Raw genomic sequence first — 14,941 nt, 5'->3', positions numbered from 1 at the left:
AAGGGTATGGCGGAAGGCCGACATTCATCCGTCGGGTATGCCGACAGCAAGCAGGTCTCTCCGAAGGTCCTCCAGGATTTTTGGGTTACGATACGGATCGATCAAGATGGTGCTCACGGTCGCACCGGGCCTTGCCGCCAGACACTGCCTGGCTGCGTGAGCGGCGAGATGCTCGTCACCCATTCTCAAATGACAGACCGCCAGAAACGCATAGGCCCAAAATGCATAGGAATTGAGATTCCGGTAGGAGGCTATCGCCTCAGGATACCGTCCGAGAACCAGGAGAACCTGTCCGCGTAGATCCCAGAACCAATCGTAATTCAGGGGATCACGGGCGATACAGACGTCCAGATCGGACAAAGCTTCCTCATGCCGACCGAGATAGCTCCAGCACAAGCCCCGTATTGCTCTCGCCCGGGTTTCGTTCGGATTAAGGTTCACACCCTGCTCGAGATGCAGCAACGCCTCCTCTAACTGTCCCATGAAGATGAGCGTGTGACCCACCGCTGTATGGCTCCATGCCTGTTTCGGTTCAAGTTTTAGAGCACGGCGACCGTGGGCAAGAGCGATCGTGAGCGTGTTCCCGTCCCCCTCAAGCAGCCATTTGCTTGTGAGTACGGTCGCCATCATTGCATGGATGGTAGCGACATTCGGGTCGAGCTCAATCGCCCTGGCAAGATAGGGCTCTGCTTCCAGAGTAGTGTCATAGCGAACCATCCGAACGCGAGCCTGAAGATACAGATCGTAGGCATCGAGCTGGGTGATCGGAAGGCGCCGTATCTTCTCCACACCCGAAGTTCGGATTGTGCCGACGACGGTGATAGCGACACTTCTGGCGATCTCCTCCTGGAGCTCAAAAATATCTGTCAGCTCCCGATCGAATCGATCGGCCCAGATTTGATTGCCGGATTTGGCCTCTATGAGTTGCGATGAGATCCTGACCCTGTCGCCGGCACGGCGAATGCTGCCCCGAAGCAGGTAGTCGACGGACAACTGCTTCGCGATGGTGACGGCGTCGACAATCTTTCCCTTGAACACAAAGGAGGAATTGCGCGCTATGAGATGAAGTTCGCCGAATCGTCCCAGTTCGGTGATGATGTCCTCGGTGACGCCGTCGCTGAAATATTCCTGGCTGGCGTCGCTGCTCATATTCTCGAATGCAAGAACTGCAACCACTGGTCCGCGGCTTGATGCGCCACCGGTTTGCGGTTTGGACGTCTCGTCCATGCTCTTGCGCAATAGCCGAAGCTCGTCACCTGGCTCCAGGTTCAGCTCGCGCTTCAGCAACAGCTTGCACGCCTCATAATGCTTGATGGCGAGCGCGGCCTGACCCAGGGCTATATGCGCCCGCATCAACGCGACATGTGACGGCTCCCGCAGCGGATCAAGAGCAACCAGCCGTTCGCAAATTGCAACGCGCTCGATGCCGCTCTCCGATTCTGCCAGAAGCTGGAACACATCGATTGCCCGCAAGGACAGGTCGGCACGGACTTCGCGAAGCCAATCCTCGAAAGCGTTGTCAAACGTGCTCAAGCCATCAAGAAAAGGGCCGGCATAGAGGGTGGCAGCCCGCCGAAGCTCGGCCGCATCACGGCTCGCGGATGCAGCGACGAATTCAGTCGCGTCGATGGTGAAGAACTTCGGATTGAGCGCGACACGATCCCCGACCAGGGCCAAGGCATCCGCTCCCAACTCGGCAAAGTCCTTGCGGATAGCGGCCAGGGCCTGCCGCAGACTGTCCCTTGCCTGCTCCTCGCCTCGATCGCTCCAAAGAAGAGCAGCCAGCTTGTGACGCGTCGCCTCCTGGTTCGGTGCTACAGCGAGAATACCCAGAAGTGCTCTATTCTTCTTGGCAGCCACCTCCAAGGGTTTCCCCTGCGGCGACGTCAGGTGAAAACCACCCAGGAGATCGAGCCGCGCCGGGCTCATCGCGATATACTCTGAACTTCTGCTTTTTCCGCGATATTCACGAGCTTTTCACAGGCATCTCACGCCCCGCATTCGATGTTGCCTCTCGCAGCTAACAACATCCGAGAGGAAACTCCAATGTCCATCGTCACCGAGGTTTTGGGAAAGGCAGGTGAAACGCTCACGAACGAACTGCCGAAGTGGCGCAAGGTCCACCTTGGCCGATTTTTGTACAGCATAGCAGCGGCATATGCCTCTGCGACCTGGAAGGCCTACGGGGCGGCTACTGGCCTTGGTGCGAATAGTCCCGGACGTCGACCTGACGACGACGTCGGCAACTACTGAACTTCTTCGTCCCAACGCCGCGACGCAGACCTCATCCAAGCCATGATCGTCGGACCTTGTGGTTCAGAAGCATCGCTATAGGTTCGTATGGAAGACAACGTCACCCAGATCGTCGGCCCCGTCCTCACCCCCGCCGATCCAGCCTCGCCACCAGCCGGTCGCCGGCCCACTGGATGCCGCAGACCAGGATGATGAGCACGATCACCACGGCGATCATGACGCTAGTCTCGAAACGCTGGTAGCCGTAGCGGATGGCGAGATCGCCGAGCCCACCGGCGCCGATGGCGCCGGCCATCGCCGAGGCGCCGATCAGCGTCACCAGCGTCACCGTGAAACCGGCGACGATGCCGGGCAGGGCTTCGGGCACCAGCACCTCGCGGATGATCGTCCAACGATTGCCGCCCATGGCGCGCGCCGCCTCGATTAGCCCGCGGTCGACTTCGCGCAGCGACACTTCGGCGATGCGCGCATAGTAGGGCGTGGCGGCGATCGACAGCGGCACGATGGCCGCCCACGTGCCGATCGAGGTGCCGACGATCAGCCGCGTCACCGGGATCAGCGCCACCAGAAGGATGATGAAGGGCACCGAACGGAAGCCGTTGATGACGGCGCCGAGCGCGCGGTTCACCCATAGGCTTTCGGCGATGCCGCCGCGTTCGGTGGCGATCAGCGCCAGCCCCAGCGGCAGGCCGAAGACCAGCGAGATCAGGCCGGACGCGGCCGTCATCAGCACGGTTTCCCAGATCGAACGAAGCAGAAGCTCAAACAGGATTGGTGACATGGCCAAGCACCTCCACCCGCGCCTGGCGGGCCTTCAGGAATTTGATGACGGCGGCGAGATGGCTTGCATCGCTGCCAGGGACAGAAACGAACAGCGTCCCGACGGGCTGCTGCTGGATGTGGTCGATGCCGCCATGGATGAGGCCGAAGGGGCCTGGAACAGCAGTGGCGAGATCGGACAGCAATGGGCCGCGAGCCGCCTCGCCGGCCACGTCCACGCGCAGGACCGTCTCCGTGCCGGCCGACGGCAGCAGCCGGGCGGCCAGTTCGGCGGGCAGCTGCGGCCGGATGGCGCCGAGCAGGCTGCGTGTGATCTCGGAGCGCGGCTCGGCAAATACCGACCACACCGGCCCTTCCTCGACGATGCGGCCGGCATCGATCACTGCCACCCGGTCGGCGATCGAGCGGATCACCTCCATCTCGTGGGTGATCAGCAGGATGGTCAGTCCAAGCTGCCGGTTGATGTCTTTCAGCAGGGCGAGGATGGAGCGTGTCGTCTCCGGGTCGAGCGCCGAAGTGGCTTCGTCCGACAGCAGCAGCGCCGGCCGCGCCGCAAGCGCCCGGGCGATGCCGACGCGCTGCTTCTGGCCGCCCGATAGCGACGCCGGATAGGCCTTGGCCTTCTCCGACAGGCCGACAAGGTCAAGCAGTTCGGCGGCGCGCTGCAGCCGCTCGGCCTTCGGCCGGCCCTCTATCTTCAGCGGCAGCGCCACATTGTCCTCGACCGTCTTGGCCGACAAAAGGTTGAAATGCTGGAAGATCATGCCGATACGCCGCCGCAGCGGCTGCAGATCGCGCTCGCCGAGCCGGCTAATCTCGCGGCCTTCGATGAAGACCTCGCCGGAATCGGGCCGCTCCAGGCCGTTCAGGCAGCGGATCAGCGTCGATTTGCCGGCGCCGCTGCGGCCGATGATACCGAGGATCTCGCCCTTGCGCACCGTCAGCGAGATGCCATCGAGTGCCGCTGTCGCGCCAAAACGGCGCTTCAGGTCGACAAGGCGCACCACGTCCTGCGGTGTTGCGCCCGGCTGGTCCGTGGTCTCGGCGGTTGCGGTAAAATGCTGGTTCATGCGCGGATCCCTAGAAATACAATTGCGGCCCGCGCGTTGCGCGGACCGCTTTCCCCGTAAAAGCAGGCACGTCAGTGCCCGCATATGCCTAGTAGGCGCTGAGGCCGGTGCCTTTGTAGACCTTGTCGAACTCGGCCTTCACCGCCTCGTTCTGATAGGACGCCACAAGCGTCTTCACCCAGGCCTCGTTCTCATTGCCGACCTTCACCGCGATGAAGTTGCGATAGGGATTGTCGGCGATGGGCTCCTGCGCGATACGATTTTCCGGCGTCAAGCCGCTTTTCAGCGCCCAGTCGGTGTTGACCACGCCGGCGTCGAGATCCTCGACCGAGCGGCCGACGATGCCGGCGTCGAGCTCTTTGATCACCACCTTCTTGGCGTTCTCAGCGATGTCGGCGGTGGTGGCCAGAATGCCGGTGCCGTCCTTCAGCTTGATCACCCCCTCGTTCTGCAGCACGCGCAGCGCCCGGCCTTCGTTGGACGGATCGTTCGGCACGCCGATGACCGCGCCTTCGGGCAGGTCGGCGACCTTGGTGTACTTCTTCGAGTAGAGGCCGATCGGCCAGACGCCGGTATAGCCGACGCGGACGATATGGTACCCTTGTGTCTTGATCTGGTTGTCGAGATAGGGCTGGTGCTGGAAGGCGTTGGCGTCGATCTCGCCGCGCTCGAGCGCTTCGTTGGGCTGGGTATAGTCGTTGAACACCACGGTCTCGATGGTGAGGCCCTTTTCGGCCGCCTGCGCAACAACGACGCGCCAGACATCCTCGTCCTCACCGCTGATGATGCCGACCTTGATCGCCTTCTTGTCGTCGGCGAGCGACGCATGAGGCGCCATCAGGCTGCCGATGGCGACAGCCGATGCGAACAGCAGAGCAAGGCCAGTGCGCCGGTTGAGGGTTGACCAAAGGGAAGATGGCAAAGTGTTTTTGAAGTCAGTCATGATTGATCTCTGCGGTTGTGAAGTCATGGCAGCCGGGCGGATTGCCGAGCCTTGATCACATCATCAGAAATTCTATCGATTTTATCAAAGAACGCGTTTCGCCGTTCTCGTCACAGCCGGGAATATTCTCTCAAAAATTTCAGGAGAGTGAGCACAAGACGCCGCCTGACCGACCGCGGCGGGACTGCGCCGATCCGACGGAAGCCAGGTTCCAAGACAACCCGGTGCCGGTCTCAGAGAGCGATCCAGGCGGTCTTCAGATCAAGATATTTGTCCAGCGCGTGCAGCGACTTGTCGCGGCCGAAGCCGGACTGCTTGACGCCGCCGAGCGGCACGGTGATGTCGGCGCCGCCATAGGTGTTGACGTGGACGACGCCGGCATTGATGGCGCGCACCATGCGATGCGCGGTGGAAAGGTTGGCTGTCCACACCGCCGAGGCCAGCCCATAGACGGTCGAATTGGCAAGCCGCACAGCCTCCTCTTCGGTCTCGAAGCGCATGACGCCGAGCACGGGCCCGAATACCTCCTCGCGGGCCAGCTGCATCTCCTGCGTCACGTTTTCGAAGATCGTCGGCGCCATGTAGCTGCCGCCAGTCTCGGCGAGAATTCGTTCACCGCCGGTGACCAGCCGGGCGCCTTCGGCTTGCGCCCGCTCGACGAAGCCGAGATTCTTGGCCAGTTGTTCGGAGCTCGACACCGCGCCGACGTCGCTTGAGAGATCGAGCGGATCGCCGACCTTCAGCCGCGTGGTCGCCGAGAGCAGCTCGTCCATGAAACGGTCATAGACCGATGCCTGGACGAGCAGGCGCGAGCCGGCGACACAGACCTGGCCGGAATTGCGGAAGATGCCATTGGCCGAGACGACGGCTGCCTGCTTCAGGTCCGGAGCATCGGCAAAGACGATGTTGGGCGACTTGCCGCCGAGTTCGAGGAAGACCCGCTTCAAATTGGAACGCGCGGAATATTCGAGCAGCCGCCGGCCGACAGGCCCCGACCCGGTGAAGGCGATGGCGTCGACATCCATATGCAGGCCGAGCGCTTCACCGGTGACCGCGCCGCGCCCGGTGACGACGTTCAGCACACCGGCCGGAAGTCCGGCCTCGCTTGCCAATTCGGCCAGCCGCAGCAGCGTCAGCGAAGCGATCTCCGGCGGCTTGACCACCACGCAATTGCCGGCGGCGAGCGCGGGCGCGATCTTCCAGGCGCCGATCATCAGCGGAAAATTCCACGGCACGATGACGCCGACGACGCCGAGCGGCTCCTTGTGGATCAGCCCAAGCACGTTCTCGGCCGTCGGCGCGATCTCGCCATAGATCTTGTCGATCGCCTCGGCATAGTAGCGGATGGTGCCTGCCGCCGACAGCGGTTCGGCCTTGTAGGCCATGCCGATTTCTGTGCCATTGTCGCGGACGCCAAGCACGGCCAGTTCGTCGGCATGCTTTTCGACCAGCTCGGCGAGTCTTGTCAGCACCTTCTTGCGGAAGGCGGGTGCCGAGCGCGACCACGAACCTTTCTCGAAGGCCTTGCGCGCCGACTTGACGGCACGGTCGATGTCGGCGGCATTGCCGTCGGCTATGCGGGCGAAGGGCCGGCCGTCGATCGGCGACGTCACCGGCAGACTCGCGCCGCTCATGCCATCGATCTGTGCGCCATCGATGAACAGGCGTCGCGCCCCGATCTCCGTCTTGCGCAGCGCGTCGATGGCATCCTGGCTGATCATTGTGTTCTCACTTCTGAAGTTAGCAGTACGAGGGGCGGCTTGGCGTGCCGCCCCTTGCTTCCTTCGATCCTGCGCTCCGCTCAATCCTTCAACGGCTGGCCAAGATTTTCGAAGGCGACCGGATCGCGGCTCTTCAGCGCGCTTGCCAGCAGCAGGCCGACAATTGCAGCAATCAGCACCAACCCCGGCAGGAACACGCCAAGGAAGCCGCCGGCGCCTGACAGGCTGCCGAAATTGATGACGATCAGGTAGATGATGACGACGAAGGCGATGAAGGTCAGTCCGGGCAGGATGGTGGTCTTCAGCGCATTCTCCCGGGCGGCCGGATTGGCGCGGAAGAACATCACCACGGCGAGCGACGCCACCGCCATCATGACGATGACGCCGAGCGTTGCGACATTGGTCAGCCACGAAAACAGCGCCAGCACCGGATCGAGGCCGAGCACGGCGAACAGCCCGACGACGATTGCCGCCAGCACGCTCTGGATGACCGACGCGACATGCGGGCTCTGGTGCACCGAATGGGTCACCCCGATCGTTTGCGGCAGAAGCTTTTCGCGGCCAGAGACGTAGATGTAGCGGGCAACCGCATTGTGGAACGCCAGCACGCCGGCAAACAAGCTCGACACGAACAGGATGCTCATCGCATGCGACAGCATCGTTCCGGCGTAACGGTCGGACAGGCCGAACAGGAAGGTCGTCGGGTCCTGCAGCCCCTGCAGCGCCGGCAGCAGCTTGTCGACACCGGCGCCGACCGCCATCAGCCATGCCGTGACCATGTAGAAGACGCCGATCAGCAGCACGGAGAAATAGGTGGCGCGCGGAACCGTCACCTCGGGGTCGCGGGCTTCCTCGGCATAGATGGTCGTCGCCTCGAAACCGATGAAGGCGGCAAAGCAGAACAGGATGGCGATGGCTGGTGCACCTGATGTGATCTGGCTCCAGCTGAACGGCGCCGCCGACAGCCCGCTGTCGCCGCCGGTCTTGAGGATGGCGATGTCGAGGACCAGCACCACCAGATATTCGCACAGGACCAGCACCGTCAGGATCTTGGCCGACAGATCGACTTGGCGATAGCCGAGCACGGCGACCAGCGCGATGGCGATGAAACTCCATACCCACCAGGGCAAATTGATGCCCCAGCCGGCAAACAATCCGGCCGTCGCCGCGCCGAGCAGGCCCATGACGCCGATCTGCATGGCATTGTAGGACAGGATGGCGATCAGCGCCGTGGCGCCGCCGGCCAGGCCGCCGAGCCCACGCGCCGCATAGGCGTAGAAGGCGCCGGCATTGCCGACGTGACGCGACATCGTCACATAGCCGACCGCGAACAACAGCAGCAGGATGGTCACGATGAGATAAGTGCCGGCAAAGCCGGCGCCGTTGCCCATCAACATGCCGAGCGGTGTGCCGCCGGCTACCGCCGTAAGGGGTGCCGCCGCCGAAATCACCATGAAGGTGATGGCGCCGACGCCAAGACTGTTCTTGCGCAGCCTGTTGGCCGGCGCCTGCTCCGTAACTGCTGACATTGGTCCCTCCTGTGTGCGAACCCTTGGGTCCGCTAGCCAATCGGCCTGTCCCATGTGCTCTGGATGTCGGTTCATTATTTGAACCCTTATTTTGAATATAGACTTGCAAACAAAGCCGATGCCTGTCAAGTTAATTCACACGTTAAATGATTAGTCGATGGAGGCGGAGTTGAGTACGGTCGGCAAGGCGATCTCACTTCTGGAGCTGTTCACCGTCGACGAGCCCGAACTCGGGCTGTCGGATCTGGCGCGCCGGTCGGGCTTCGACAAGGCGACGACGCGACGGCTGCTGGTGGCGTTGACCGGCCATGGCTTCGTCGAACAGGATGCCGCCACGCGGCACTATCGCCTCGGCGCCGGCCTGTCGCGTCTGGCCCGCATCCGCGAGGCGCGCTTTCCCTTCCTGCAGACAGCGGTTCCCCTGGTGCGGGACCTCGCGGTGTCCACAGCCGAGACCGTGCATCTGTCGGAATTCGGCGTCGATGCGCTGGTCACCGTCCATGTCGAGCATCCGGCCTGGGCAAACCGGGTCAATATCGATATCGGCCAGCTTCTCCCGCTGCACTCCACCGCCTCCGGCATCGCCTATCTGGCCTTCGCCCGCGACGAGACCGTCAAGGCATGCCTGACGGGCTCCCTCAAGGCCTTCACAACGCATACGCTGATCGAGCCGGCCGCCATCTCCACATCCATCGCCGAGACGCGCGATCGCGGCTATTCGATCTGCGACCAGGGTTTCGAGGAAGGGGTGATCAGCGTCGCGGCGGCAATCCGCGCGGCGGACGGCTTTGCGCTCGGCACCATCGCGGTGGCCGCGCCGAATGCCAGGACGACGCCGGCGGCGATCGCGGAACGGGGACTTGCGGTGATGGCCGCGGCACGGGAGATTTCGATGCGCCTCAATGGCGAAAACCTGCAAACGCTGAGGAGACAGGCGTGATGTCCGTGGAGACGGCAACAGTGCCCCGAATCCTGGTCATCGGCACCGGTGACACCAAGGCCGACGAGCTGCGCTTCATGAAGCAGTGCATCGAGGCGTCCGGTGGCCGCGCCGTGATGATGGATGTCAGCGTGCTGGGCGACCCGCCTTACAGCCCGGATCACGACAAGCATGCCGTTGCCCGCGCCGTGGATGTGACGATCGCCGAGATCGTTTCGAGCGGTGACGAAAACACCGCCATGACGCTGATGGCCGGCGGCGCCGTGCAACTGGCGCGCAAGCTTTATCAATCCGGCGAGATCGACGGCTTCATCGCCATCGGCGGCTCGATGGGAACCGACCTGGCGCTCGACGTGGCGCTTTGCCTGCCGCTCGGCGTGCCGAAATTCGTCGTCTCGACCATCGCCTATTCGCACCTCATCCCGCCCGAACGAGTCGCGCCCGACCTGATGATGATCCTCTGGGCGGGTGGGCTTTATGGCCTTAACAGCATCTGCAAGGCGGTTCTCTCGCAGGCCTGCGGCGCCGTTGTCGGCGCGGCCAAGATCATACTGGCGTCGCGCGCCACGGCTCCCGCCACCGGTCCGACCATCGGCATGACCTCGCTCGGCAGCAGCTGCCTGCGCTACATGAAGACGCTGAAGCCTGCGCTGGAGCAGCGTGGCTATGATGTAGCCGTATTCCACACCACCGGAATGGGCGGCCGCGCCTTCGAATCGATTGCCGGGCAAGGCCATTTCTGCGCGGTGTTCGACTTCAGCCTGCAGGAAATCACCAACCATCTCGCCGGCTCCGTCGTCAGTTCCGGCATCGACCGGCTGGAGAACGCCGGCGCCCGCGGCATCCCGCAGATCGCGGCGCCCGGAGCCGTCGACATGGTCGATCTGCCGACCTGGCAGGATTTGCCGGCTAAATTTGCGCAGCGCCCGTTCCACGCTCATAACAGGCTGATCGGTTCGGTCACCGTCGATGCCGACGATCGCCGCCAGGTCGCCAGAACCATCGCCGCCAAGCTCGGCGCGTCGAAAGGGCGCGCCGCCTTCATCCTGCCCTCCGGCGGCATCCAGGAATGGGACATGCCGGGCGAGCCGCTCTACGAACCGGAGGCTCTCGCCGCCTTCGCCGACGAAATACGCAAGGCCATGCCTGTTGCCGTGGAGTTCCACGAGATCGACGCCCACATCAACAGTGACGACTTCGTCGGCAAGGCGCTCGAGATCTTCGACCGATGGGTCGAGGAAGGCATTGTTCCGCGCGGTGCGCCAGCCAAGGGAGAAGCCGCTTGAGCGTTCCTTTGGCTCAGGCGCTGGTCCTGGATTTCGGCGGTGTCGTCACCCGGACGCTGTTCGAGACCCATTCCTTGACCGAACAGGCGCTCGGGCTAAAGCCAGGCACGCTGCAATGGCGCGGGCCGTTCGATCCGGACAGCGATCCGCTCTGGCGCGCGATGCAGGCCGACGAGATCAGCGAACGCGACTACTGGCGCACGCGCACAAGCGAAGTCGGCCGGCTCATCGGCGAGGACTGGCAGGTGATGGAGACCTTCGTCCAGCGTGCGCGCGGGGCGGAGCCGCAAAAGGTGGTGCGGCCGGAGGCCGACAGCGCCATCCGCGCCGTCCATGCGGCGGGCTTTCGCCTGGCCATCCTGTCTAACGAGCTCGACCTCTTCTACGGCGCCGACTTTCGCCGGCGGCTGCCGCTGCTCGGCCTGTTCGACACAATAATCGACGCCACCTATACCGGTATCCTCAAGCCCGACCCCCGCGCCTATGCCTTCGTCACCGAGGCGCTCGGCCTGCCTGCCGAGGCCTGCGTCTTCGTCGATGACCAGCAGCGCAATGTCGATGGCGGTCGCGCTGCCGGCATGCGCACCGTTCATTTCGACGTTGCGCGGCCAGCACTTTCCTATGCCGAAGCCCTCGGCCATTTTGACCTCGTCCCAGCCGTCTGAGACCATTTGCGGAGCCTGCCATGCGCGACATCAATTTCCTCACCGAGACAAACGCCAAGCCGATCTGGCATCCCATGGCGCATCCGGCCGAGATGCGGGCCAATCCGCCGAAGATCATCATGACGGGCGAGGGGGTCACCGTCACCGACATCGATGGCAGAAGCGTGCTCGACGCCGTCGGCGGCCTGTGGAACGTCAATCTCGGCTACAGCTGCGACCCGATCAAAAAGGCAATCGCGGACCAGCTCACTGCGCTTCCCTACTATTCCGGCTTCCGCGGCACCTCGACCGGACCGTCGATTGAGCTCGCCTACGAGCTCAGTGAATGGTTCGAGCCGGAGGGCATGGTGCGGACCTTCTTCACCTCGGGCGGCTCGGACTCGGTCGAAACCGCGCTACGGCTGGCCCGGCAATACTGGAAGATTCGCGGCCAGGGCGACCGCACCAAATTCCTCGCGCTGAAGAAGGGCTACCACGGCACCCATTTCGGCGGCGCCTCGGTCAACGGCAACGCCAATTTCCGCCGCAACTACGAGCCGCTGCTGCCCGGTGTCTTCCACATCCCGGCGCCGTGGACCTTCCGCAACCCGTTCGACGAGACGGACCCGACGCGGTTGGCGAAACTGTGCGCCAAGGCGCTGGAGGACGAGATCGCCTTCCAGGGCGGCGACACCATTGCCGCCTTCATCATGGAACCGGTTCTCGGCGCCGGCGGCGTCATTGTCCCACATGAGAGCTTCATGCCGCTGGTGCGCGACATCTGCGACCGCCACGAGATCCTTTTGATCGCCGACGAAGTGGTCACGGGCTTTGGCCGGTCGGGCGCATGGTCGGGGTCCAGGCTGTGGGGTGTGAAGCCGGATTTCATAACCATCGCCAAGGCGATCACCTCCGGCTATTTCCCGCTCGGCGCCACCCTCATCGGCACAAAGGTTGCAGACGTTTTTGAAGCCGACAAAACCAGCTTCGGCTCGATAGGCCACGGCTACACCTATTCCGGCCATCCGGTCGGCTGCGCGGCGGGGCTGGCGGCGCTTGCGGAAACCAAACGCCTCCGCCTGGACGAGAACGCGGCGGCGCGGGGTAACGAACTCGCCGCCGTGCTGGAAGGGCTGAAGGCCAGGCACGCCATCGTCGGCGATGTCAGGTACAAGGGCCTGATGGCGGCGCTCGAACTGGTCTCGGATCGCGCCACCAAGAAGCCGACCGACAAGAAGACCATGGCCGTGGTTTCGGAGGCGGCCTACGAAGCCGGCGTCATGTTGCGCGTTTCGGGCAACAACATCATCCTGTCGCCGCCGCTGATCATCAGCGCCGCCGACGTTGTGAAGATCGGCGAAGCACTGGACGCAGGCCTGTCGAAGGTCTGACGCGGTTACAACGGAGGTTCTGTCCGCAAATGGCCTATTCGCAGGAAAAAGTGGGGCAGCAAAATGAGGGTGCTGAGGCGCTGGTTAGCCGGCGTTCCCGGCTGCTCGGCGCGAAATCGCAATTGTTCTATGACGAGCCCGTGCATCTGGTGCGCGGTGAAGGCGTCTGGCTCTATGACGCCGACGGCCGCAAATATCTCGATGCCTACAACAATGTCGCGCATGTCGGACATTGCCATCCGCATGTGGTCGAGGCCCTGTGCCGGCAGGCAAGCCTGCTCAACACCCACACGCGCTATCTGCATACTGCCATCCTCGACTATGTCGAGCGGCTGACCGCGACCTTCGATGCCAGCCTGTCCACCGCCATCCTGACCTGCACCGGCAGCGAAGCCAACGACATCGCGCTGCGCATGGCGCAGGCCGCCACGGGCCGCATGGGCATCATCGCCACCGACGCCACCTATCACGGCAACACGGCAGCGGTTTCGCAGCTCAGCACGCGCATGCCGCCGGTCGGTGGCCGCGCCCGCCACGTCAGGCTGGTGCCGGCGCCCGACAGCTATCGTCATCCGGAGGCGATGGCCAACGGCAAGGCCTTTGGCGACGCTGTGCGCGAAGCCATCGCCTCGCTCGAGCAGGAAGGTATCGGCCTGTCCGGCATCATCCTGTGTCCGCTGCTGGCCAATGAAGGCTTCCCAGCGCTGCCGTCCGGATTCTTCGATGACGCGCTGCGCGCGGTGCGCGAAGCCGGCGGCCTGGTCATCGCCGACGAGGTGCAGCCGGGATTCGGCCGCACCGGCAGCCATTTCTGGGGCCATCAGCGCGCCGGCTTCGTTCCCGACATCGTTACCATGGGCAAGCCGATGGGCAACGGCCACCCTGTCGCCGCCGTGGTCACCACCAGGGAGATCCTGGCGACCTTCCGCGACGCTTTCCGCTACTTCAACACTTTTGGCGGCAACCCGGTATCCTGTGTGGTGGCGAATGCCGTTCTCGATGTTCTGGAGCAAGAAGATCTCGTCGCCAACGCACGCGATGTCGGCGCCTATGCGCAGGGCCTTCTGCGCCCGCTGGCCGAACGCCACGAATGCATCGGCGAGGTCAGGGGCGCCGGACTGTTTTTCGGCGCCGAGCTGGTTCACGACCGCAAGACGCGCGAGCCGGCATCAGACATTGCCGAGCAAGTCGCCAACCGGATGCGCCATCGGGGTGTGCTGATGGGCAAGACCGGCATCCACGGCAATGTGCTGAAGATCCGCCCGCCCATGCCGTTTTCCCGCGACGATGCCGCCTTCCTGATCGGCACGCTCGACGAGGTGCTTGATGAAGTCGGCGGAGTGCCGGCGTGAACGCTGTTTCCGTGCCGTCCGAACCGGAAGATGCCGCCACCGTCACCGAACTGGCGCGGCACGCGCTCCAGCATTGGGGCATCCGCGACGGTGAGCCCGAGCTGCTGAAATTCCGTGAGAACGCCGTGTTTCGGGTCCGCTTGCCCGATGGCCAGCCGGCAGCCATGCGCGTTCACCGGCTTGGCTATCATTCCGACGCCGCGCTGCGCTCGGAACTGCAATGGATGTCCTTCCTGCAGTCGGCCGGCGTCGCCACGCCGTCGCCGGTCGCGACGCTGACCGGCGACCTGTTCGTGCCAGTCGATACCGGCACATCGGCGCCGCCGCGCCAGGTCGATTGCCTCAGCTGGCTGGAGGGCCGCGCCGTCGGGGCGCGAGGCGTGCCCCTGGATTACACGCCCGAGCAGGCAAGGCAGATCTTCACAGCGATCGGGCGAACCATCGCGCATATGCACAACGTCACCGGCGCCTGGACGCCACCCGCCGGCTTTACCCGCCATGCCTGGGATTTCGACGGCTTCTTCGGCCCGGCCCCGACCTGGGGCCGCTTCGAGACCTCGCCCTTCCTCGACGATCTTCGCCGCGAGCTGGTTTTCCAGGCGCGGGACAAGGCCGTGAAGGCGCTGTCGGAGCATGAACGCAGCGCCCGTAATTTCGGCATCATCCATGCCGATCTGGTGCGCGAGAACGTGCTCGTCCACGACGGCGCGATCCGCATCATCGACTTCGACGATTGCGGCTATGGCTGGCACATGTACGATCTTGCCGTTGCCCTCTACCAGAACCGCGAGGAGGCGATCTATCCGCTGATCGAGGCCGCCCTGCTCGACGGTTATCGGCAGTTGCGGGGACTGACGGCGCAGGACATCGCCGCACTGCCGCTGTTTTCAGCGTTGCGCGCTTTCGCCTTCCTCGGCTGGGTGCAGAGCCGCGTCGAAGGCGACATCACCAGGGATGTCGGCATGCGCATGTCGGCCATCGCAGCCGATGTGGTGATCGCCTATCTGCGCGGCGAATAGGGGCGGATAGAGC

General features: G+C 63.7%; 13 protein-coding genes. 7 read left to right on the top strand and 6 right to left on the bottom strand.

Annotation, left to right across the window (positions count from 1 at the left end):
* Positions 1–24 precede the first annotated feature (24 nt).
* A complete protein-coding gene (locus AC1D0I_RS04040) occupies positions 25–1,929 on the bottom strand; it encodes a BTAD domain-containing putative transcriptional regulator (RefSeq protein WP_477393214.1) in 1,905 nt (634 codons plus the stop codon).
* A gap of 117 nt (positions 1,930–2,046) precedes the next feature.
* Between AC1D0I_RS04040 and AC1D0I_RS04035 the strand changes: the two genes are divergently transcribed.
* Positions 2,047–2,253, top strand: coding sequence for a hypothetical protein (locus tag AC1D0I_RS04035; RefSeq protein ID WP_457151789.1), 207 nt, complete (start codon positions 2,047–2,049; stop codon positions 2,251–2,253).
* 124 nt (positions 2,254–2,377) lie between these two features.
* Here the strand turns inward: AC1D0I_RS04035 and AC1D0I_RS04030 are convergent, their stop codons facing one another.
* The 5 genes from AC1D0I_RS04030 to AC1D0I_RS04010 form a co-directional block, all read right to left on the bottom strand.
* Entirely contained in the window at positions 2,378–3,034 is a 657-nt protein-coding gene (locus AC1D0I_RS04030; RefSeq protein ID WP_127266743.1) for a methionine ABC transporter permease, read from the bottom strand.
* Positions 3,015–4,103: a methionine ABC transporter ATP-binding protein gene (locus AC1D0I_RS04025; protein ID WP_477393212.1), complete on the bottom strand. Its 1,089-nt coding sequence runs from the start codon at positions 4,101–4,103 to the stop codon at positions 3,015–3,017. Before AC1D0I_RS04025 ends, AC1D0I_RS04030 begins: the two co-directional genes overlap by 20 nt.
* A gap of 88 nt (positions 4,104–4,191) precedes the next feature.
* Positions 4,192–5,046 (bottom strand): MetQ/NlpA family lipoprotein, encoded by an 855-nt coding sequence (locus AC1D0I_RS04020; RefSeq protein WP_477393210.1) that lies wholly within the window; start codon positions 5,044–5,046, stop codon positions 4,192–4,194.
* Positions 5,047–5,279: 233 nt separating this feature from the next.
* Positions 5,280–6,767 (bottom strand): aldehyde dehydrogenase, encoded by a 1,488-nt coding sequence (locus tag AC1D0I_RS04015; protein ID WP_477393208.1) that lies wholly within the window; start codon positions 6,765–6,767, stop codon positions 5,280–5,282.
* Between the two features lie 80 nt (positions 6,768–6,847).
* Positions 6,848–8,296, bottom strand: coding sequence for an APC family permease (locus AC1D0I_RS04010; protein ID WP_095083626.1), 1,449 nt, complete (start codon positions 8,294–8,296; stop codon positions 6,848–6,850).
* A 169-nt stretch (positions 8,297–8,465) separates the two neighbouring features.
* On the opposite strand from AC1D0I_RS04010, the gene AC1D0I_RS04005 reads away from it, so the two are divergent.
* Genes AC1D0I_RS04005 through AC1D0I_RS03980 form a run of 6 tightly spaced genes read left to right on the top strand, consistent with a single transcriptional unit; the run spans position 8,466 to position 14,928 of the window.
* Positions 8,466–9,236 carry an IclR family transcriptional regulator gene (locus AC1D0I_RS04005; RefSeq protein WP_477393206.1) on the top strand — a complete coding sequence of 257 codons (771 nt, stop codon included), beginning with the start codon at positions 8,466–8,468 and terminating at the stop codon, positions 9,234–9,236.
* Positions 9,236–10,522, top strand: coding sequence for a Tm-1-like ATP-binding domain-containing protein (locus tag AC1D0I_RS04000; protein ID WP_477393204.1), 1,287 nt, complete (start codon positions 9,236–9,238; stop codon positions 10,520–10,522). Before AC1D0I_RS04005 ends, AC1D0I_RS04000 begins: the two co-directional genes overlap by 1 nt.
* 8 nt (positions 10,523–10,530) lie before the next feature.
* Positions 10,531–11,187: an HAD family hydrolase gene (locus tag AC1D0I_RS03995; RefSeq protein ID WP_477393272.1), complete on the top strand. Its 657-nt coding sequence runs from the start codon at positions 10,531–10,533 to the stop codon at positions 11,185–11,187.
* Positions 11,188–11,207: 20 nt separating this feature from the next.
* Positions 11,208–12,557 carry an aminotransferase class III-fold pyridoxal phosphate-dependent enzyme gene (locus AC1D0I_RS03990; RefSeq protein WP_477393202.1) on the top strand — a complete coding sequence of 450 codons (1,350 nt, stop codon included), beginning with the start codon at positions 11,208–11,210 and terminating at the stop codon, positions 12,555–12,557.
* Between the two features lie 29 nt (positions 12,558–12,586).
* Positions 12,587–13,909 (top strand): aminotransferase class III-fold pyridoxal phosphate-dependent enzyme, encoded by a 1,323-nt coding sequence (locus tag AC1D0I_RS03985; protein WP_477393200.1) that lies wholly within the window; start codon positions 12,587–12,589, stop codon positions 13,907–13,909.
* A complete protein-coding gene (locus tag AC1D0I_RS03980; protein WP_477393198.1) occupies positions 13,906–14,928 on the top strand; it encodes a phosphotransferase enzyme family protein in 1,023 nt (340 codons plus the stop codon). The genes AC1D0I_RS03985 and AC1D0I_RS03980 overlap by 4 nt, the downstream gene beginning before the upstream one ends.
* The last annotated feature ends 13 nt before the right edge of the window (positions 14,929–14,941 follow it).

This window comes from Mesorhizobium sp. P2_D1 (genome assembly GCF_056404455.1).
This window is presented reverse-complemented; position numbering and strand designations above follow the sequence as displayed.

Coding starts and splice junctions, on each gene's coding strand:
- AC1D0I_RS04040 (WP_477393214.1), bottom strand. CDS start 1,929: ATGAGCCCGGCGCGGCTCGATCTCCTGGGTGGTTTTCACCTGACGTCG.
- AC1D0I_RS04035 (WP_457151789.1), top strand. CDS start 2,047: ATGTCCATCGTCACCGAGGTTTTGGGAAAGGCAGGTGAAACGCTCACG.
- AC1D0I_RS04030 (WP_127266743.1), bottom strand. CDS start 3,034: ATGTCACCAATCCTGTTTGAGCTTCTGCTTCGTTCGATCTGGGAAACC.
- AC1D0I_RS04025 (WP_477393212.1), bottom strand. CDS start 4,103: ATGAACCAGCATTTTACCGCAACCGCCGAGACCACGGACCAGCCGGGC.
- AC1D0I_RS04020 (WP_477393210.1), bottom strand. CDS start 5,046: ATGACTGACTTCAAAAACACTTTGCCATCTTCCCTTTGGTCAACCCTC.
- AC1D0I_RS04015 (WP_477393208.1), bottom strand. CDS start 6,767: ATGATCAGCCAGGATGCCATCGACGCGCTGCGCAAGACGGAGATCGGG.
- AC1D0I_RS04010 (WP_095083626.1), bottom strand. CDS start 8,296: ATGTCAGCAGTTACGGAGCAGGCGCCGGCCAACAGGCTGCGCAAGAAC.
- AC1D0I_RS04000 (WP_477393204.1), top strand. CDS start 9,236: ATGTCCGTGGAGACGGCAACAGTGCCCCGAATCCTGGTCATCGGCACC.
- AC1D0I_RS03990 (WP_477393202.1), top strand. CDS start 11,208: ATGCGCGACATCAATTTCCTCACCGAGACAAACGCCAAGCCGATCTGG.
- AC1D0I_RS03985 (WP_477393200.1), top strand. CDS start 12,587: ATGGCCTATTCGCAGGAAAAAGTGGGGCAGCAAAATGAGGGTGCTGAG.